Below are 18,293 nucleotides of genomic sequence, written 5' to 3' on the forward strand. Positions count from 1 at the left end.
ACGATGACCAGCTGCTTCGACTTTTCGCGCACTTCGACGACATCGCCCGGCTTGCAGCGATACGAGCCGATGTTGACGCGCTTGCCGTTGACGTTGACGTGGCCGTGGTTGACGAACTGACGGGCGGCGAAAATGGTCGGCACGAACTTGGCGCGGTAGACGACCGCGTCGAGACGCGACTCGAGCAGGCCGATCAGGTTCTCCGAGGTGTCGCCCTTGCGGCGATCCGCCTCTTCATAGACCTTGCGGAACTGCTTTTCCGAAACGTCGCCATAGTGACCCTTCAGCTTCTGCTTGGCGCGCAGCTGCAGGCCGAAATCGGAAAGCTTGCCCTTGCGGCGCTGGCCATGCTGGCCGGGGCCGTATTCACGCTTGTTGACCGGGGACTTCGGGCGGCCCCAGATGTTTTCGCCAAGACGGCGGTCGATCTTGTACTTCGCGGATTCGCGCTTGCTCATCGCATTCCCTTTTCAAAACAACACACCCGGAACCTCATGGCCCGGGTGAAGGAAACGCGCCCTCCTCTGGCCCCCGTTTTCGAGACCTGACAGGGTTTTCCCACGCAACGCGGCGGAAAACCCACGGGACACGTCATTTCAAACAAGATAGTAGAATTGAGTTTCCACGAATCTTGCGCACATAAAGAAAACCACCGGGCATTGCGGCCCGGTGTTGGCGCGCTGATTAAACGGAGATTTAACCGGTGTCAAGCTTGTGGCTGGCGCGGCGCAACGCAACCCTATAGCGTTCACGACGTTGATGCGATGCCGGATGTGGCGGGAGGTTTGCGCCAACGGCACCAGGAAGGGATCTGGAGCTTGAGGAGTCCAATGAGCATGAAGAAGTTCTTCCTTACCTTGGCAGGCGCCGCGGTGCTTGCAGGTTCGATGGCGGTGGCGCCCGAACCGGCGATGGCGCGCCATTGGCATGGCCACAAACAAGTCTGCCGCATCATCGTCAAGAAGAGAGTGGTGTGGCGGCACGGCCATCGCAGGGTGATCGTCGAGCGGATACGGCGCTGCCATCGCTGGTAAGGCAAAACATTTGCCCGGAGATTCTGCTTAAGGAAACAAGGCCCGCAGTTCCGCTACGGGCCTTGTTTCCTTGGGCCGGCGTTTCGCGAATGACACACTCAGTCTTTTGACTTCTTTTCCGGCAGGCCCTTGCGCTTGGTCTCGGCGAATTCCTCGAGCTGCTTTTCGCTCATCGATTCGTACATTCCCTTGGAAGCGCCTTGGAGTTCGCTCTTCTTCGTTTCGCCGCGCTTGGCCGACAAGGCAGCGCCGGCGGCTTTCTGCTGGGCTTTCGAGGTGGCTGGCATGGTGCTTCTCCTTTCCTGTCGGAGAAACGCCGCGCTTCGGCGGTGGTTCCAGCGCCGGCGGTCCAGTCCCTCAGCCGGCTGTGCCAGCCCATCAGGCGGCCGGCTTTGGCGATTTTCGTTGGCAGCCTTCCCGCCTCCAGAGCCCTGGTGTAGGACGGCTGAATGAAATCACTGACCGATCCCTCGCAAGCACTCTCCACCGGCCTCGCGAAAATCCGCACCGAATTCCACGTGCCGGATGGATTTCCGGTAGCCGTAATGGCCGCCGCGGAGGCGGCGGCCAAACGTTTGCCAAACCAGCATGCCGATCGAACTGATATACCCTTCGTCACGCTCGATCCGGCAGCCTCCACCGATCTTGATCAGGCGTTTTCAATCGAGGCGAGCGGCAGCGATCTTCTGCTGCATTATGCCATTGCCGACGTAGCCTGGTTCGTCGAAGACGGCGACGCGATCGATCTCGAGGCCTGGACGCGAGGCGAGACGCTTTACTTGCCGGACGGCAAGGCCGGTCTATACCCGCCGGCACTTGCCGAGGGTGCGGCGAGCCTGTTGCCGGATGGACCGCGTCCAGCTGTCATCTTCACCGTTCGGGTCGCCGGGGACGGTCTGGTGAAATTGGACGGCGCGGAGCGGGCAATCATCCAAAGCCGCGCGAAGCTCGCCTATGACAGCGTGCGGGCCTCCGATGTCCCGGCCGGCTTTGCCGAAATGGCGCGACGCATGGCGATGAACGAAAAGGGTCGTGGCGCGTCCCGCGTCGACCCGCCCGAGCAGGAGGTGGAAAGGCTGGCCGATGGCACATTCCGGCTTTCGTTCAGACCGCTGCTGCAATCCGAACAAGACAACGCCGCGCTTTCGCTGGCCGCCAACATGGCAATTGCCGATGCCATGCTTGCGCACCATACCGGGTTGTTCCGTGTGATGTCGGAGCCAGATGCTTTCAAGGTGCAAAGACTGCGCAACGCGGCACAGGCTCTGGGACTGTCTTGGCCGGCCTCCACCAGCTTGCGTGACTATCAGCGAACCCTTGACCCGGCCGATCCGCAACAGGCGGCGCTGATGCTGGAAATCCGCCATGCAAGCCCCGGCGCATCTTACCAACCCTACAAAGAGGGGGTTGTCCCCTGGCATGAGGCGATGGCTGCGACCTATGCTCATGCAACCGCGCCGCTCAGGCGGCTGGCCGATCGCTACGTCGTGCGCTGCGCGCTGGCGATCGCCAACGGCCAGCCCGTGCCGCAGGCCGTCACCGATGCGTTCACTGGACTGCCGAAGGTGATGGGGCGTGCGGATGCCAGCGCTTCGCAGATCAACCATGCGGCCATCGACCTTGCCGAGGCGGTCATGCTCAGGGGACGCGAGGGAGAGACGTTCAGAGCCGTCGTGACCGACGTCAACCACGGCGTGCGCGTCCAACTTGCCGACATGCCTGTCGTGGCCAACCTGAAGGCCTCCGGGCTCGAACAGGGTGATGGCCTGACTCTAAGGTTGGTCTCGGCCGATCCGGATCAACGCAGCATCGTGTTCGAACCTGCCTGAACGGCAGACGGTCCGGTCACGGCCTAGCGCACGACCAGTCCAAAGCCCTGCATCAGCCGGCTGGTTGCGAAGTCCACCTTGCCGGAGGTAAAGACGGCGATGTCGGGCTCGCCCATCGGCAGCGGCCCATCGACCGGCGCCAGCAGCGACATGGCGCGGCGGGCGATCGCTTCGGCCGGGTCGATCCAGTCGACCGGCCAGGGCGCGGTCTTGCGCATGCGATTGGCCAGGAACGGATAATGGGTGCAGCCGAGTACGATGATGTCGGTGCGGGCGCCGTCCTTCTCGACAAAGCATGGCGCGATCTCCTCGCGCACGATCTCCTCGTCGACGAACCCCTGGCGCATATAGATTTCGGCCAGCGGCGCCAGCCGGTCCGAGCCGACCAGCCGCACGTGGCATTTCTGCGCCCATTTGCTGATCAGGTCGCGCGTGTATTGACGCTTGACCGTGCCAGGCGTCGCCAGCACCGAGACGAGCCCGGAGCGGGTGCGTTCCGCCGCCGGCTTGATCGCTGGAACCGTACCGACAAAGGGATGACCGGGGAATTTCTGGCGCAACGCGTCAATCACCAGCGTCGACGCCGTGTTGCAGGGAATGACCGAAATCTCGGGCCGGAATTTCTCCAGCAGTGTGCCGAACAAGCCAAGGATATGGGCGTTGAGGGCTGGTTCCTCCCAGGCGCCATAGGGGAAAGCGGCATCGTCGGCGACATAGACAAAGCGGCGGTCAGGCATCAGCACGCGCGCTTCGCGCAGCACAGTAAGCCCGCCGATGCCCGAATCGAACATCAGGATCGGCCGCTCAGTCATTGTCGGTTCCCTTGCCACCCAGCGGCGGCGTGTCACTGTCGTCACCATTGGCGGCGTCACCATTGGCGGCGGGCGGCTGGCGACCCACTTCAGCCTTGCGGGCACGCGCGGCGGCCGCGGGCAGGCGCCGTGGATCATCGCCAGGGGAACCATCGCCGCGCGGCATCGCCGGCGAAAACCGGTCGAGCGACGAGATGATGCCGCGCAGCACCTTCAACTCCGGTTCGGCAAAACCGGCGCGCGTCAGCACAGCGCGCAGATTGTCGATCATTTTCGGCTTCTTCGGTGCCGGCCGGAAATAGCCGCGCGCTTCCAGGGCGCCTTCGAGATAGGCGAACAGACCGTGTAGCTCTTCCTTGCTTGCCGGCTTCATGTCCGGACCGGAAAAATTGGTCTTCGTCTCGTCTTCCAGGCCGGACTTCATCCACTCGTAGGACATCAGCAGCGCGGCCTGGGCAATGTTGAGCGAGGAGAAATCGGGATCGACCGGAAAGGTCACGATCTCGTCGGCAAGGCCGACCTCGTCATTGTAGAGGCCGAAGCGCTCGCGCCCGAACAGGATGCCGGTGCGCTGGCCCAGTACGTGACGAGCCCGTAGCACCCTGCCCGCTTCCACCGGCCCGCGCACGGATTTGAAGCCATCGCGTTGCCTGGCCGTGGTGGCGAAGACAAAGTTCAGGTCGGCGAGCGCCGAGGCCAGATCGTCGAAGACGGTGACAGCGTCGATGACATGATCGGCGCGGCTGGCCGCCGCGCGTGCCTTCTCGCTCGGCCAACCGTCACGAGGGTTGACGAGACGCAGCTCCGACAGACCGAAATTGGCCATGGCGCGCGCGACCATGCCGATGTTCTCACCGAGCTGCGGCTCGACCAGGATGATCGCCGGGCCGGTGGCTGGAATGGTCATGGCGTCTTCAGTGGCTGGCATGATTGTCAATGAACTGCTGTTTGCGGCATTTCAGCGTCCCCTGCCATATTCAGCCGCGAAAATGAAGCATTCGCAAATGATGGAGGCCAGGGCCTCACATTCGTGACCGATCGCCGTTTGCGTGGCCAAAAACGCTTTGATATACGGGCGGCATCTCCCGGTCGAACGCCACGTGGGCAAGGCCGTCCTATTTCCCAGCAACGAGGCATTCTTTCCATGGCGAAGATCAAGGTGGCGAACCCGGTCGTCGAACTCGACGGCGACGAGATGACCCGTATCATCTGGCAGTTCATCAAGGACAAGCTGATCCACCCTTATCTCGACCTCAAGCTCGAATATTACGACCTCGGCATCGAGCATCGTGACGCCACCAACGACCAGGTGACCATCGATTCGGCCAACGCCATCAAGAAATACGGCGTCGGCGTGAAATGCGCGACGATCACCCCCGACGAGCAGCGCGTCGAGGAGTTCAAGCTGAAGAAGATGTGGAAGTCGCCGAACGGCACCATCCGCAACATCCTCGGCGGCACGATCTTCCGCGAACCGATCATCATGAAGAACGTGCCGCGCCTGGTGCCTGGCTGGACCAAGCCGATCATCGTCGGCCGTCATGCCTTCGGCGACCAGTACCGCGCCACCGATTTCCGCTTTCCCGGCAAGGGCAAGCTGACGATCAAGTTCGTCGGCGAGGACGGCAAGGTCATCGAGCATGACGTCTACGACGCACCGGGCGCCGGCGTCGCCATGGCCATGTACAATCTCGACGACTCGATCCGCGAATTCGCGCGGGCCTCGCTGAACTATGGCCTGCTGCGCAACTATCCGGTCTATCTGTCGACCAAGAACACCATCCTCAAGGCCTATGACGGCCGCTTCAAGGACATCTTCCAGGAAGTCTACGAGGCCGAATTCGAGGCCGAGTTCAAGTCGAAGAAGCTGTGGTATGAACACCGCCTGATCGACGACATGGTGGCCTCCGCCCTGAAATGGTCGGGCGGCTATGTCTGGGCCTGCAAGAACTATGACGGCGACGTGCAGTCCGACACGGTCGCGCAAGGCTTTGGCTCGCTCGGCCTGATGACCTCGGTGCTGATGACGCCGGACGGCAAGACGGTGGAAGCCGAGGCCGCGCACGGCACCGTCACCCGCCACTACCGCCAGCACCAGAAGGGCGAGGAAACCTCGACCAACTCGATCGCCTCGATCTTCGCCTGGACGCGTGGCCTCGCCCACCGCGCCAAGCTCGACGACAATGCCGAATTGAAGCGCTTTGCCGACACGCTGGAAAAGGTCTGTATCCAGACGGTCGAGTCCGGCTTCATGACCAAGGACCTGTCGCTGCTGATCGGCCCCGATCAGCCCTGGCTTTCGACCTCGGGTTTTCTCGACAAGATCGACGAGAACCTGCAGAAGGCGATGGCCTGACCGGCAACCGGCATGGGCAAGCCCACCGTCCACGGGGCGGATTACAGCGTCTACGTGCGCATCGTCCGCCTCGTGCTTGCGGAGAAAGGCATCGACTACGAGCTTGTGCCGGTCGATGTCTTTGCCGCCGAGGGCATTCCCGCCTGGTATTTCGAGCACCATCCGTTCGGTCGCATCCCGGCGTTCTCGTATGACGGGTTTCGGCTCTTCGAGACGAGCGCGATCGCGCGCTATGTCGACGAGGCTTTCGCAGGACCAGATCTCCAGCCAACGGACGCTCGCGCCCGCGCAACCATGAACCAGATCATCGGCATGCTCGACGCCTATGCCTACAGGTCGATGGTCTGGGATGTCGCCGTCGAGCGGCTGGAGAGGGAGCCCCCCGACGAGACCCTGATCGCCAACGGGCTTTCACAGGCCAGCAAAGCGCTTCAGACGCTTTCCTCGCTGAAAGCGCCGGGGCCGTGGTTGTTGGGCGATCGGCTGACACTGGCCGATCTGCACGCAGCGCCGATCATCGGTTATTTTCTCAAAGTCAGTGAAGGGCAAAAGCTGCTGGCCGAATTTCCTGAAATCCAGGCTTGGTGGGACCGGATTTCAGCGCGCGCCAGCTTTGCCGCGACCACTCCGGCGGCCTGAGCCCACCTTCATTCCGGAAGGTAGATTTCCGCCTTCATGAAGGTCTTGGCGCGACCCAGGATCAGCACACGATCTCCGGCCAGGTCGCACAAAAGGTGCCCGCCGCGCTGCGAGCACTGGAACGCTGACAGATGGGTTTTGCGGAGCTTTTCAGCCCAGTACGGCACCAGCGTCGCGTGAATGGAGCCAGTTACCGGATCCTCGGGGATGCCTGCTCCGGGAACGAAATAACGGGAGACGAAATCATGCGTTTGCCCGCGCGCGGTGATGACCAGTCCAAGCGGATGAAAGGCGCCGATCCTGAGCAAATCGGGAACGAAGGACCGCACGGACTGCTCATCGGCAAACTCGACGAACAGGTTCTCGAAATTACGAAAGCCTGCAACCGGATGCGGGGACAAAATATCCCGCAGCGCCGATACGGTTTCGCCATCGACAGGTTGCGGCGGAAAACAGGGCAGGTCGAGCTGATAGGCGCCCTGCCGCTGGGAGACCCGCAACTCGCCTACCCGTGTGGCAAAGGCCATGTCGTCAGCCACATTGTGTTGCGAAGCCAACACATGGGCAATCGCCAGGGTGGCATGGCCACAGAAGTCGACTTCGTGAACCGGCGTGAACCAGCGCAAATCCCAGCCCTTGCCATTGCGCCGCGCAAAGGCGGTCTCGGCCAGATTGTTCTCGTTCGCGATGGCCTGCATGACATCGTCCGCCAGCCAGTCCTCCAGGATGAGGACGGCGGCGGGATTACCCTGAAAGGCCCGGTCGGCAAAAGCGTCTACCTGATACATGATCAGCGTGGGCACGGCACCCTCCAGATGTCAGCCAGGCAGCCGGCTGTCAGGCCGGCCACGCTTCGAGGGGTGCTGGTTTACGCCGCCTCGCTGATCGCAGCCCTCACCGCCGCAATCGCATCATTGGCCTTGGAAGCATCGGGGCCACCGGCCTGCGCCATATCGGGCCGACCGCCGCCGCCCTGCCCGCCCAGTGCGGCGGAGGCGACGCGCACCAGGTCGACGGCGCTGAAGCGGCCGACGAGATCGTCGGTGACGGCGACCACAACACTCGCCTTGTTGTCCTCACCGGCGCCGACGAAGACGACGACGCCGGAACCGAGCGAACTCTTGCCAGCATCGGCCAGCGGCTTCAAATCCTTGGGCGAGACCCCGGAGACCGCCTTGCCAAGGAAGCCGACACCGGCCACGGTCTCGTTCTCCGACGGCGCACCAGCGGCAGCACCGCCGCCCAGCGCCAGCTTCTTGCGCGCTTCGGTCAGTTCCTTTTCGAGCTTCTTTCGCTCATCGAGCAGCGCCTCGACACGCGCCGGCACGTCGGCCGGCGAGATCTTCAGTGTCGCGGCGACCGATTTCAGACGCCGGTCCTGCTCATCGAGATGCCTGCGCGCGGCTTCGCCGGTCAACGCCTCGATGCGGCGTACGCCGGCGGCGACCGCACTGTCCGACACGACACGCACCAGGCCAATGTCGCCGGTCGCCCTGACATGCGTGCCGCCGCAGAGCTCGACCGAATAGGGCCGGTTGGCCTTGGCGCCATGCACGCCGGTGCCCATCGACACGACGCGCACTTCGTCGCCATATTTCTCGCCAAACAGCGCCATGGCGCCTTCGGCGATGGCATCGTCGACCGACATCAGGCGCGTGGACACCGGGCTGTTCTGGACGACGATCTCGTTGGCCATGCGCTCGACCTCTTCGAGATCCTCTGGCGAAATGGGCTTGTTGTGCGAGATGTCGAAGCGCAGGCGCTCCGGCGCCACCAGCGAACCCTTCTGCGCGACATGGCTGCCCAGCACCTCGCGCAGCGCCTCATGGATCAGATGCGTCGCGGAATGGTTGGCGCGCAGCCTGGTGCGGCGCGCGTGATCGACCTTCAACTCGACGGCGGCGCCCGTCTTGACGGTGCCGCTGGCCACCTTGCCGACATGGACGAACAGCCCATCAGCCTTCTTTTGCGTATCCGAAACCTCGATCGAAAAACCTTCGCCTGAAATGATACCGGTGTCGCCCATCTGGCCGCCGGACTCGGCATAGAACGGCGTCTGGTTGACGACGATCGCCACCGCGTCGCCCTTGCCGGCGCTGTCGACAGTCTTGCCGTCCCGGACAAGCGCCTGGATGATGCCTTCCGCAGCTTCAGTCTCGTAGCCGAGGAACTCGGTGGCGCCTGCCTTCTCGCGCACGGAGAACCAGATGGTCTCGGTGGCCGCGTCGCCAGACCCAGCCCAATGCTTACGCGCCTCGGCCTTCTGCTGCTCCATCGCATTGGTGAAGCCGGCAAGATCGACCGAGATGCTGCGCTGGCGCAGCGCATCCTGTGTCAGATCGAGCGGGAAGCCGTAGGTGTCGTAGAGCTTGAAGGCCGTTTCGCCGTCCAGCATGTCGCCGGCATGCAGCGTTTCCGTCGCCTCGGAGAGCAGGCCGAGGCCGCGCACCAGCGTCTTGCGAAACCTGGTCTCCTCAAGCTTGAGGGTCTCGGTGATCAACTGTTCGCCGCGCAGCAATTCAGGATAGGCCTGGCCCATTTCGCGCACCAGCGCCGGCACCAGCTTCCACATCAGCGGCTCGCTGGCACCGAGTAACTGCGCATGGCGCATAGCGCGGCGCATGATGCGGCGCAGGACATAGCCCCGGCCTTCGTTCGACGGCAGCACGCCGTCGGCCACCAGGAAGGAGGACGAGCGCAGATGATCGGCAATGACGCGGAAGGACGCGACCGTCTCCTTGTCGGGACCATGCCCGATGGCGGACGAGGCCGCGTCGATCAGATGACGGAACAGATCGGTCTCGAAGACGCTTTCCACCCCCTGCAGGATGGACGCCATGCGCTCCAGGCCCATGCCGGTGTCGATCGACGGGCGCGGCAGGTCGATGCGCTCCTCCTTCGTCACCTGTTCATACTGCATGAACACCAGGTTCCAGAACTCGAGGAAACGGTCGCCATCCTCCTCCGGGCTGCCGGGAGGTCCGCCCCAGATGTGTTCGCCACGGTCGATGAATATCTCCGAGCACGGCCCGCAGGGTCCAGTATCGCCCATTGCCCAGAAATTGTCCGAGGTCGCGATGCGAATGATGCGATCGTCCGAAAACCCGGCGATCTTCTTCCAGAAGCCGGCCGCCTCGTCGTCCGTGTGATAGACGGTGACCAGCAGCTTGTCCTTGTTCAGCCCGAACTCCTTGGTGATCAGGTTCCAGGCAAGCTCGATGGCGCGCTCCTTGAAATAGTCGCCAAAGGAGAAATTGCCGAGCATCTCGAAAAAGGTCAGATGGCGCGCGGTATAGCCGACATTGTCGAGATCGTTGTGCTTGCCGCCGGCGCGAACGCTCTTCTGGGCGGTCGAGGCGCGCGAATAGGGCCGCTTCTCCAGGCCGGTGAAGACGTTCTTGAACTGCACCATGCCGGCGTTAGTGAACATCAGCGTCGGGTCGTTGCGCGGCACCAGCGGGCTCGACGCGACGATCTCGTGACCCTCCTTGCGGAAGTAGTCGAGAAATGTCGACCGGATTTCGTTCACGCCACTCATGAATGCTGCCTTTTCGGAAGAGCCGCCGGCAAACCGACGGAAATGGGCTCTGCGTTTTAGAAGATAGGACTTGGCCTTTTAGCCGCCGCGCTTCACCCTGTCCAGAAACACGGAATTGGTCCAATCCATGGCCCCTGCCGGCAGTTCGAACCCGCTTGGTTTTGCCGCCAAAACGCAAAACCGCCGGCACTGGGCCGACGGTTTCGAAACGCAATACTCGGAACTCGATTACATAAGCCTGAGATAATAGAACGCGATTATGGCCGAACTCCGGCCGGCATCGCGCACGAAGCTGTTACATCGCGCCGGATTCTTCCTCGAAACCGTCGTCGCCACCTTCAGAGCCGCCATTCTCAAGGAACTTCTCGGCGATCAGCCCGGCATTCTGCCTGAGCGCCAGTTCGATCTCGCGCGCGGTGTCGGGGTTATCACGCAGGAACAGCTTGGCATTCTCGCGACCCTGGCCGAGACGCTGCGAATTGTAGGAGAACCAGGCGCCCGACTTCTCGACCACGCCGGCCTTGACTCCGAGATCGACCAGTTCGCCGGTCTTGGACACGCCTTCACCATACATGATATCGAACTCGACCACCTTGAAGGGCGGCGCCAGCTTGTTCTTGACCACCTTGACGCGGGTCTGGTTGCCGACGACCTCGTCGCGGTCCTTGACCGAACCGATGCGGCGGATATCGAGGCGCACCGAAGCGTAGAATTTCAGCGCGTTGCCGCCGGTGGTGGTTTCGGGCGAACCGAACATGACGCCGATCTTCATGCGGATCTGGTTGATGAAGATGACCATGGTGTTGGAGCGCGAGATCGAAGCGGTCAGCTTGCGCAGCGCCTGGCTCATCAGGCGGGCCTGCAGGCCGGGCAGCGAATCGCCCATCTCGCCTTCGATTTCGGCGCGTGGCGTCAGCGCGGCGACCGAATCGACCACCAGCACGTCGATGGCGCCGGAGCGCACCAGCGTGTCGCAGATTTCCAGCGCCTGCTCACCAGTGTCGGGCTGCGAGATCAGGAGGTTCTCGAGATCGACGCCAAGCTTGCGGGCATAGACTGGGTCAAGCGCGTGCTCGGCATCGACGAAGGCGCAGATGCCGCCCTTCTTCTGAGCTTCGGCCACGGTGTGCAGGGCCAGCGTCGTCTTGCCCGAGCTTTCCGGCCCATAGATCTCGACGATGCGGCCGCGCGGCAGGCCACCGACGCCAAGCGCGATGTCGAGGCCAAGCGAGCCTGTCGGCACCGTTTCGATCTCGACGACCTGCTCGTTCGCGCCGAGCCGCATGATCGAGCCCTTGCCGAAAGCCCGCTCGATCTGCGACAGCGCCGCATCCAGAGCCTTTGATTTGTCCACTGCCTTATCCTCTACAAGCCGCAAAGAATTCTGAGCCATGATACATCACCCCTTGGTCGTCAATGAAGGCCGGACAATCCGTAATCCCTGCCATTTTGTACCTTTTTTGTTCTCGTTTGGCAAGAGGGGTCAAATATCTGAAAAACAATCAATATCCAGATTTGTTCTTTTTTTGTCTCACGATTCGTTTCACGATGCATCCCGCATTGGGCCAGACGGCTCGATTGTTTCGATCTGCCGAATCGCTGCCTTGCATGCGAAGCTTCGTCACGCAGCCTAGCGCTTGTGCGGCTGGAATAACAAAGGTCATATCGCCGGCATGCTGAAATCCGCGAAAATACTGGCCGTAGGCGGCGCCCATATCGACCGGCGCGGTCAGGTGTCCGGCCCCTACGTGCCTGCCGCCTCCAATCCCGGCACGATGCGCGAGGATGTCGGCGGCGGCGTCTTCAACGCTTTGCGCAGTGCGGTGCTTCGTGGCGTCTCCGCGTCGCTCATGTCGGTGCGCGGCGGCGATGCCGCCGCCGACACCGTTTCGCGAGCCATTGCCGAGGCAGGTATTGCCGACCTGTCGGCGGTGTTCCTCGACCGCACCACGCCGAGCTATACGGCGCTGATCGACCGCGAGGGCGAGCTGATCGTCGGCTTTGCCGACATGGCGCTCTATGACCTGGCGTTTCCCAAGCAGATCAGGCGCTCCAAGGTACGGGAGGTGATTGCTGCCGCCGATGCCGTCTTCTGCGACGCCAACCTGCCGACGGCGGCACTGGAGCGGCTGGTTTCGCTTGCCGCCGGCAAACCCGTCTTCGCCATTGCCATTTCGCCGGCCAAGATCGTGCGTTTGAAGCCGGTGCTTGGCGATCTGGCCGTCGTCTTCATGAACCGGCGCGAAGCGATCGCGCTGGCAGACCTGGACGCCGCGGCTTCTCCGCAAGACATCGTCGACGGGCTGAGACGCGCAGGGCTCAAAAGCGGCGTGGTGACGGCGGGCGGTGGCCCCATGCTGGGCTTCGATGAAGCCGGCGCCTTCTCGATCCTGCCGCCGCCGCCAAGAAAGGTCGCTGACGTCACCGGCGCCGGCGATGCGCTGGCGGGCGCAACGGTCGCTGCCTTGCTGCGCGGCCTGCCGCTGCGGGTGGCCTTGCGCGACGGCATTGCCGCGGCGACGCTTGCCATCGAAAGCGCCAACGCCGTTCCGGAGTTCACCACGGCGAGCTTCGCGGAAGCGTTGGCTCTTGTGCCGGATGCGCAGGAAGTGGCATGAGACCGGCAAATTTATAGTGCCGCAGTGTTGCCGAGCGTCCCGATGGACGCGCCGCACTCCGGATTGGAGACCCAGATGACCCCAGAGACCGCCCGCCCCTTCATCGATATCCACGCGCCGGTGGTGCAGGCCCTGGCCGCCGGTCGGCCGGTGGTGGCGCTGGAAAGCACCATCATCACCCATGGCATGCCCTACCCCGACAATGGCGCCATGGCGGCCGATGTCGAAAAGATCATCACCGATGGCGGCGCCGTGCCGGCGACGATCGCCGTGGTTGGCGGGCGCATCAAGATCGGGCTTTCGGACGGCGAACGCGAATCGCTGGCGATGACGGGCGACGCCATGAAGCTGTCGCGCGCCGATCTCGGTTTTGCGGTGGCTCAAGGGCGCACCGGCGGCACCACGGTCGCCGCCACGATGATTGCGGCGCATATGGTCGGCATAAAAGTGTTCGCCACCGGCGGCATCGGCGGCGTGCACAAGGGTGCGGAAAAGAGCTTTGACATTTCCGCCGATCTCGACGAGCTGGCGCGCACCCCGGTCATCGTCGTGTCGGCCGGCGCCAAGGCCATCCTCGACATCGAAAAGACGCTGGAAGTGCTGGAGACGCGCGGCGTGCCGGTGGTCGGCCATGGCTGCGAGACGATGCCGGCCTTCTGGTCGCGGCATTCGCCGTTCCGTGCGCCGCTGACCTTGCACAAACCGGAAGAGATCGCGCATTTCTACCAGACGAGGGCAGCGCTTGGCCTCGGCGGCGGCATGCTGATCGCCAATCCGGTGCCCGAGAACCACGAAATCCCCGCTGAAGAGATGGCCGGCTACATTGAAGCCGCGCAAAAGGCCGCCGAGGCGCTCAACGTGACCGGCAAGGCGGTGACGCCCTTCCTGCTGTCGAAAATCCTCGAACTGACCGGCGGCAGGAGCCTGAAGACCAACATCGCGCTGGTGGAGAACAATGCGCGGCTGGCGGCGAGGATTGCGAAGGCATTGTAGGTTCACGCGACAAAGACCCCCTCACCCGGATTGCCAAAACCGAATTGCAAAGGGCAATTCGGGGCAATCCGACCTCTCCCCGAGGGGAGAGGAGCTCCCAGAGCCGACATCGACCTCTTCTCCCCTCGGGGAGACGGTGGCCGCGAAGCGGCCGGATGAGGGGGCGGCCTCGTGCTTGCGGGAATCTACTTCCCCGCCCGCCGCCCCGCCTCATAGGCCCGGCGCGCCCAGACCGTCATCTCGTCGGGATCATCGAAAGCGCTGTCGGGAATGCTCCAGTAGGGCATGGAGACCAGCTTGCCGTGGCGGGAGCCCGTATAGGTCCACTGCCGGCAACCGGCGGCTTCGAAGTCCGGTGCGCTTTGCTCGTCGGCCTTCAGCATCAATTCGCCGCGCAGCACGATGGCGACGATGATGCCGTCGAAATAGATGCCCTTGCCGCCGAACAGTTTGCGGATGCTGACCGGGCCTAGGCCCTCGAACAGTTCGGCGATGCGTTCATTGTCCATGCCGCGATCATGTCACCAGCATTTGGGCTTGTCATCGCCGCAACCAAAATCATGCTGACAGGTTGAGAGCCATCCGTCGGAGTTTTTGTCATGCCGCTTCTGCTCAAAGGATCCTGCCGCTGCAACGCCGTGCGTTTCGAGGTGGAGAGCCACACGCCGGCGCCATTCATGCTGTGCTACTGTTCGATCTGCCGCAAACAGCAAGGCGGTGGCGGTTTTGCCATCAACCTCGGCGCCGACAGCGCGACGTTGAACATCAGGGGCAAAAGGAGCCTCGGCGTCTACCGGGCCGAGATCGAAGACGACGAACATCCGCAGTGCGAGATCTCGACGGGTGAGCGCAATTTCTGTCGCAAATGCGGCTCGGCGCTGTGGCTCTACGACCCGACCTGGCCGGAGCTGGTGCATCCCTTCGCTTCGGCGATCGACAACGACCTGCCCATTCCACCGAGCCGGGTGCATCTGATGCTGAAATACAAGGCGAACTGGGTCGAGCCCGACATCGGCAAGGGCGACAAAACGTTCGACGTCTATCCCGAGGAATCGATCGCCGATTGGCACAAGCGGACGGGCATGTGGGTGGAGTAGCGTTCTTCGCCCCGTACGGGGCGAAGGAAGATCAGGCCGAGGCGCGTGCCTCTGCCAGCGCCTTCAGATCGGCCGGCTTCAGTTCGACGGATTCGCCGCAACCGCAGGCCGAACTCTGGTTCGGATTGTGGAAGGTGAAGCCGGTGCGCAGCGTCGTCTGCTCGAAATCCATCTCAGTGCCGAACAGGAAAAGCGCCGCCTCAGGCGCCACATAGACATGGGCGCCGTCGCGCTCGATATGGTCGTCCTTGGTGTTGGGCTCGGTCACCAGGTCAACCGTGTATTCCATGCCGGCGCAGCCGCCCTTCTTGATGCCGAGGCGGATGCCATGCGCACTCTCGCGGGTCGCGACAATCTCGCGCACCCGGTCGGCGGCCTTTTCGGTCATCGTGATGACGGCAAAGCGTCCCATTCTTTTTCCTTCCATTCCATGCAGGTTCAAGGCCTGCCGAATGATTCCTCACCTAAAATGGTGAAGTTTTACCCTTGGCGCAAGTGTGCCAGGTTCGACGCTAGTACCAACCTACTGCAACCTGCGCCTCTTCCGACATCCGGTCGGCCGACCAGGGCGGGTCGAAAGTCATGTTGACCTCGACGCCGGACACGCCTTCGACGGCACCAACGGCATTCTCCACCCAGCCGGGCATTTCGCCGGCGACAGGGCAGCCGGGCGCGGTCAGCGTCATGTCGATCTTGACCGACCGATTGTCCTCGATGTCGATCTTGTAGATCAGCCCAAGCTCGTAGATGTCGGCCGGGATTTCCGGATCGTAGACAGTCTTCAGCGCCGAGACGATGTCGTCGGTCAGCCGCGCCAGTTCGTCGGCTGGAATGGCTGATCCCGAAACCAGTGCATTGGGCGCGGTTTCCGGAGTGGTCTCGGCTGCGCTGCTCACATCATCCATGGTCGTCACCCAAAAAACTCGTCATCCGAAGAATTTGCGCGCTTTTTCAAGCGCCTCGGCCAAAGCGTCAACTTCGGCCCTGGTATTATACATGCCGAACGATGCCCTGCATGTGGAGGTTACACCAAAACGTTTCAACAGCGGCTGGGCGCAATGGGTGCCCGCGCGCACCGCAACGCCCTGCCTGTCTATCACCATCGACACGTCGTGCGCATGAATGCCTTGCAGCTCGAACGAGATAATGGCTCCCTTGCCGGGCGCATCGCCGAAGATGCGCAGCGAGTTGATGGCGCGCAGCCGCTCATGCGCGTAGTTCTTCAGGTCTTCCTCGTGTGCGGCGATGCGCTCGCGGCCGACCGATTCCATATAGTCCAATGCCGCGCCAAGCCCGATCGCCTGCACGATCGGCGGCGTGCCGGCCTCGAAGCGGTGCGGCGGCTCGTTGTAGGTGACGATGTCTTCCGTCACTTCCTCGATCATCTCGCCGCCGCCCATGAAGGGGCGCATGCCCTGGAGAATGTCCTTCTTGCCGTAGAGCACGCCGATGCCCGACGGGCCGTAGACCTTGTGGCCGGTGAAGACGAAGAAGTCGCAGTCGAGATCCTGCACATCGATCGGCATATGCACGGCGCTCTGGCTGCCGTCGACCAGCACCGGAATTCCACGCGAATGCGCGATGCGCACGATCTCCTTGATCGGCGTCACCGTGCCCAGCGCATTCGACATCTGCGTGATGGCGACCAGCTTGGTGCGGTCGGTCAGGCGCTTTTCAAATTCCTCGATGTGGAAGACGCCGAGATCGTCGACCGGCACCCAGACCAGTTTGGCGCCCTGCCGCTCGCGGATGAAATGCCAGGGAACGATGTTGGAATGGTGCTCCATGATCGACAGCACGATCTCGTCGCCCTCACCGATGTTGGGCATGCCATAGCCATAAGCGACCGTGTTGATGGCCGAGGTCGTGTTCGAGGTGAAAATGATGTTGTCGGTGCTGGGCGCGTTGAGGAAGCGGCGCACCGTCTCGCGCGCCTTCTCATAAGCATCCGTCGCCGCATTGGAGAGGAAGTGCAGGCCGCGATGGACGTTGGCGTATTCCTGGGAATAGGCGTGCTGGATTGTGTCCAGCACCACCTGCGGCTTCTGTGCCGAGGCGCCATTGTCGAGATAGACCAGCTTCTTGCCGTAGACTTCCCGCGACAGGATCGGGAAATCGCGGCGGATCGCTTCGACGTCGTAGGGGATGTTTTCGACTTTCTGGTCCATTTCAAAGTCCTTGCCGGCCTAGGCCGAGATCCTTCCAACACCCCTCATCCGACCGAGCTTCGCTCGGCCACCTTCTCCCGCAAGGGGAGAAGGTCTAGCGCTTTACCTTCTCCCCTTGTGGGAGAAGGTGGATTGGCGCGTAGCGCCAAGACGGATGAGGGGTGGCTTTGCCGGGCCCCATCCAATTAGCCGTGTGCCACGAACCAGTCGTCGAGCCGCGCTTCCAGCGCCTCGACGATCATCTCGTCGTCCAGTTCCTCAATCACCTCGGCAACGAAGGCTTTCACAAGGAGCCCCCGCGCGGTCTTCTCGTCGACGCCGCGCGCCATCAGGTAGAACAGATGGTCGTGGTCGATCTCGGTGACCGTCGCGCCATGGCCGCAGACGACGTCGTCGGCGAAGATTTCCAGCTCCGGCTTGGTCGAGAACTCGCCGTCATCCGACAGCAACAGCGTGTTGCAGGCCATCTTGGCGTTGGTCTTCTGCGCATATTGATGGACGTTGATGCGGCCCTGGAAGACGCCCCGCGCCTTGCCCGTCACCACGTTGCGGATGACTTCCGTCGAGGTCGTGTGCGGTACGGCATGGTCGAGCACCATGGTCACGTCGGTATGGGTGTCGCCGGCCAGAAGGTTGATGCCGCGCAATTTGAAATCGGCGCCTTCGCCTGTCGTCCTGACCACGATCTCCTGGCGCACAAGCTTGCCGCCAGCATTCATGAAGAACACCGTCAGCTTCGAATTCTTGCCTAGATGCGCCTTGAACTGCCCCAGATGCGTGGCCGTTTCCGGCTGCTCCTGCACGATCAGCCATATCACTTCGGCACCCTCGCCCAGCACGAGCTGGCTGACCGAGCTGACCAGGGCAGCCCCGTCACCCGTCTGGCGCTCGACGATAACGGCCTTGGCGCCAGCGCCGACACGCACTGGCAGGCGCACATGGGTCTGGCCACCGGCTTGCAGGTTCTGCAGTTCGATCGGCTTTTCGAGTTCCGCGCCATCGGCGATATCGACGAAATAACCGTCGGCAACGAACGCCGTGTTCAGTGCACCGATGGCGTCGTCGCTGCCATAGGGATCGAGCCCCGGCGCGATGCTGCCGTCGGTCAGCTTTTCCGACAGGCGCTGGAAAGTGACGCCTTCAAGGACCGGCACCTTGGCGTCGGACGTGCCGTTCAGGATCGACACCACGGTGGAACCGGCGACAATC

Annotated in this window: 19 protein-coding genes; 7 read left to right on the forward strand and 12 right to left on the reverse strand. The window is 62.7% G+C overall.

Annotation, left to right across the window (positions count from 1 at the left end; genetic code table 11):
• Positions 1-458: 30S ribosomal protein S4 (rpsD, locus tag EN993_RS16825; protein WP_127264223.1), on the reverse strand; the 458-nt coding region annotated here is incomplete at its 3' end.
• Positions 459-836: 378 nt separating this feature from the next.
• Between rpsD and EN993_RS16830 the strand changes: the two genes are divergently transcribed.
• Entirely contained in the window at positions 837-1,034 is a 198-nt protein-coding gene (locus EN993_RS16830; protein WP_027042433.1) for a hypothetical protein, read from the forward strand.
• Between the two features lie 98 nt (positions 1,035-1,132).
• On the opposite strand, the gene EN993_RS16835 is transcribed toward EN993_RS16830, so the two are convergent.
• Complete coding sequence (locus EN993_RS16835) at positions 1,133-1,321, reverse strand: DUF3008 family protein (protein WP_023810328.1); 189 nt, start codon at positions 1,319-1,321, stop codon at positions 1,133-1,135.
• 162 nt (positions 1,322-1,483) lie between these two features.
• Here EN993_RS16835 and EN993_RS16840 point away from each other — a divergent pair, with 162 nt between their 5' ends.
• On the forward strand, positions 1,484-2,863 hold the full coding sequence (locus EN993_RS16840) for an RNB domain-containing ribonuclease (protein ID WP_127264225.1): 1,380 nt from the start codon (positions 1,484-1,486) through the stop codon (positions 2,861-2,863).
• Between the two features lie 23 nt (positions 2,864-2,886).
• Here the strand turns inward: EN993_RS16840 and murI are convergent, their stop codons facing one another.
• On the reverse strand, positions 2,887-3,675 hold the full coding sequence (gene murI, locus EN993_RS16845; protein ID WP_109669618.1) for a glutamate racemase: 789 nt from the start codon (positions 3,673-3,675) through the stop codon (positions 2,887-2,889).
• Entirely contained in the window at positions 3,668-4,582 is a 915-nt protein-coding gene (locus tag EN993_RS16850) for an RNA methyltransferase (protein WP_164757685.1), read from the reverse strand. The genes murI and EN993_RS16850 overlap by 8 nt, the downstream gene beginning before the upstream one ends.
• Positions 4,583-4,819: 237 nt before the next feature.
• On the opposite strand from EN993_RS16850, the gene EN993_RS16855 reads away from it, so the two are divergent.
• Both EN993_RS16855 and EN993_RS16860 read left to right on the forward strand, forming a co-directional pair.
• Complete coding sequence (locus EN993_RS16855) at positions 4,820-6,031, forward strand: NADP-dependent isocitrate dehydrogenase (RefSeq protein WP_109669613.1); 1,212 nt, start codon at positions 4,820-4,822, stop codon at positions 6,029-6,031.
• Between the two features lie 12 nt (positions 6,032-6,043).
• Positions 6,044-6,670, forward strand: coding sequence for a glutathione S-transferase family protein (locus EN993_RS16860; RefSeq protein WP_127264228.1), 627 nt, complete (start codon positions 6,044-6,046; stop codon positions 6,668-6,670).
• 8 nt (positions 6,671-6,678) lie between these two features.
• On the opposite strand, the gene EN993_RS16865 is transcribed toward EN993_RS16860, so the two are convergent.
• The 3 genes from EN993_RS16865 to recA all read right to left on the reverse strand — a co-directional run bounded on the left by EN993_RS16865 (position 6,679) and on the right by recA (position 11,601).
• Positions 6,679-7,473, reverse strand: a complete 795-nt coding sequence (locus tag EN993_RS16865; RefSeq protein ID WP_245468861.1) for a PhzF family phenazine biosynthesis protein — start codon at positions 7,471-7,473, stop codon at positions 6,679-6,681.
• A gap of 65 nt (positions 7,474-7,538) precedes the next feature.
• Complete coding sequence (alaS, locus tag EN993_RS16870; protein WP_109669607.1) at positions 7,539-10,208, reverse strand: alanine--tRNA ligase; 2,670 nt, start codon at positions 10,206-10,208, stop codon at positions 7,539-7,541.
• Positions 10,209-10,503: 295 nt separating this feature from the next.
• Positions 10,504-11,601: a recombinase RecA gene (gene recA / locus EN993_RS16875; RefSeq protein WP_057145834.1), complete on the reverse strand. Its 1,098-nt coding sequence runs from the start codon at positions 11,599-11,601 to the stop codon at positions 10,504-10,506.
• 280 nt (positions 11,602-11,881) lie between these two features.
• Here recA and EN993_RS16880 point away from each other — a divergent pair, with 280 nt between their 5' ends.
• Both EN993_RS16880 and EN993_RS16885 read left to right on the forward strand, forming a co-directional pair.
• A complete protein-coding gene (locus EN993_RS16880) occupies positions 11,882-12,826 on the forward strand; it encodes a carbohydrate kinase family protein (RefSeq protein WP_109669605.1) in 945 nt (314 codons plus the stop codon).
• Positions 12,827-12,901: 75 nt separating this feature from the next.
• The gene (locus tag EN993_RS16885; RefSeq protein ID WP_127264230.1) at positions 12,902-13,819 is read left to right on the forward strand and encodes a pseudouridine-5'-phosphate glycosidase; all 918 of its coding nucleotides are present in this window, start codon (positions 12,902-12,904) and stop codon (positions 13,817-13,819) included.
• Positions 13,820-14,004: 185 nt separating this feature from the next.
• On the opposite strand, the gene EN993_RS16890 is transcribed toward EN993_RS16885, so the two are convergent.
• Complete coding sequence (locus tag EN993_RS16890; protein WP_127264232.1) at positions 14,005-14,328, reverse strand: TfoX/Sxy family protein; 324 nt, start codon at positions 14,326-14,328, stop codon at positions 14,005-14,007.
• 90 nt (positions 14,329-14,418) lie between these two features.
• On the opposite strand from EN993_RS16890, the gene EN993_RS16895 reads away from it, so the two are divergent.
• Positions 14,419-14,916 carry a GFA family protein gene (locus EN993_RS16895; RefSeq protein ID WP_127264234.1) on the forward strand — a complete coding sequence of 166 codons (498 nt, stop codon included), beginning with the start codon at positions 14,419-14,421 and terminating at the stop codon, positions 14,914-14,916.
• 31 nt (positions 14,917-14,947) lie between these two features.
• Here EN993_RS16895 and sufA read toward each other — a convergent pair whose 3' ends face one another.
• From sufA to sufD, 4 genes are all read right to left on the reverse strand, one after another.
• Positions 14,948-15,328 carry a Fe-S cluster assembly scaffold SufA gene (sufA, locus tag EN993_RS16900; protein WP_127264236.1) on the reverse strand — a complete coding sequence of 127 codons (381 nt, stop codon included), beginning with the start codon at positions 15,326-15,328 and terminating at the stop codon, positions 14,948-14,950.
• A gap of 100 nt (positions 15,329-15,428) precedes the next feature.
• Positions 15,429-15,821, reverse strand: a complete 393-nt coding sequence (locus tag EN993_RS16905) for an SUF system Fe-S cluster assembly protein (protein ID WP_109669593.1) — start codon at positions 15,819-15,821, stop codon at positions 15,429-15,431.
• Positions 15,822-15,842: 21 nt separating this feature from the next.
• Entirely contained in the window at positions 15,843-17,084 is a 1,242-nt protein-coding gene (locus tag EN993_RS16910; RefSeq protein WP_127264238.1) for a cysteine desulfurase, read from the reverse strand.
• Between the two features lie 185 nt (positions 17,085-17,269).
• A partial coding sequence (sufD, locus tag EN993_RS16915; protein WP_127264240.1) for a Fe-S cluster assembly protein SufD occupies positions 17,270-18,293 on the reverse strand: 1,024 nt, incomplete at its 5' end.

Origin of the sequence: Mesorhizobium sp. M7D.F.Ca.US.004.01.2.1 (genome assembly GCF_003997785.1) — a bacterium.
In the GTDB taxonomy this organism is placed as follows: Bacteria; Pseudomonadota; Alphaproteobacteria; order Rhizobiales; family Rhizobiaceae; genus Mesorhizobium; species Mesorhizobium loti.

Bases quoted from the DNA above. Each gene is read 5' to 3' on its own strand.
- sufA (WP_127264236.1), bottom strand. From the start codon at position 15,328: ATGGGACGCTTTGCCGTCATCACGATGACCGAAAAGGCCGCCGACCGG.
- EN993_RS16880 (WP_109669605.1), top strand. From the start codon at position 11,882: ATGCTGAAATCCGCGAAAATACTGGCCGTAGGCGGCGCCCATATCGAC.
- alaS (WP_109669607.1), bottom strand. From the start codon at position 10,208: ATGAGTGGCGTGAACGAAATCCGGTCGACATTTCTCGACTACTTCCGC.
- EN993_RS16830 (WP_027042433.1), top strand. From the start codon at position 837: ATGAAGAAGTTCTTCCTTACCTTGGCAGGCGCCGCGGTGCTTGCAGGT.
- recA (WP_057145834.1), bottom strand. From the start codon at position 11,601: ATGGCTCAGAATTCTTTGCGGCTTGTAGAGGATAAGGCAGTGGACAAA.
- EN993_RS16850 (WP_164757685.1), bottom strand. From the start codon at position 4,582: ATGACCATTCCAGCCACCGGCCCGGCGATCATCCTGGTCGAGCCGCAG.
- EN993_RS16860 (WP_127264228.1), top strand. From the start codon at position 6,044: ATGGGCAAGCCCACCGTCCACGGGGCGGATTACAGCGTCTACGTGCGC.
- EN993_RS16905 (WP_109669593.1), bottom strand. From the start codon at position 15,821: ATGGATGATGTGAGCAGCGCAGCCGAGACCACTCCGGAAACCGCGCCC.
- EN993_RS16910 (WP_127264238.1), bottom strand. From the start codon at position 17,084: ATGGACCAGAAAGTCGAAAACATCCCCTACGACGTCGAAGCGATCCGC.
- EN993_RS16835 (WP_023810328.1), bottom strand. From the start codon at position 1,321: ATGCCAGCCACCTCGAAAGCCCAGCAGAAAGCCGCCGGCGCTGCCTTG.
- EN993_RS16855 (WP_109669613.1), top strand. From the start codon at position 4,820: ATGGCGAAGATCAAGGTGGCGAACCCGGTCGTCGAACTCGACGGCGAC.
- EN993_RS16890 (WP_127264232.1), bottom strand. From the start codon at position 14,328: ATGGACAATGAACGCATCGCCGAACTGTTCGAGGGCCTAGGCCCGGTC.
- murI (WP_109669618.1), bottom strand. From the start codon at position 3,675: ATGACTGAGCGGCCGATCCTGATGTTCGATTCGGGCATCGGCGGGCTT.
- EN993_RS16885 (WP_127264230.1), top strand. From the start codon at position 12,902: ATGACCCCAGAGACCGCCCGCCCCTTCATCGATATCCACGCGCCGGTG.
- EN993_RS16895 (WP_127264234.1), top strand. From the start codon at position 14,419: ATGCCGCTTCTGCTCAAAGGATCCTGCCGCTGCAACGCCGTGCGTTTC.
- EN993_RS16840 (WP_127264225.1), top strand. From the start codon at position 1,484: ATGAAATCACTGACCGATCCCTCGCAAGCACTCTCCACCGGCCTCGCG.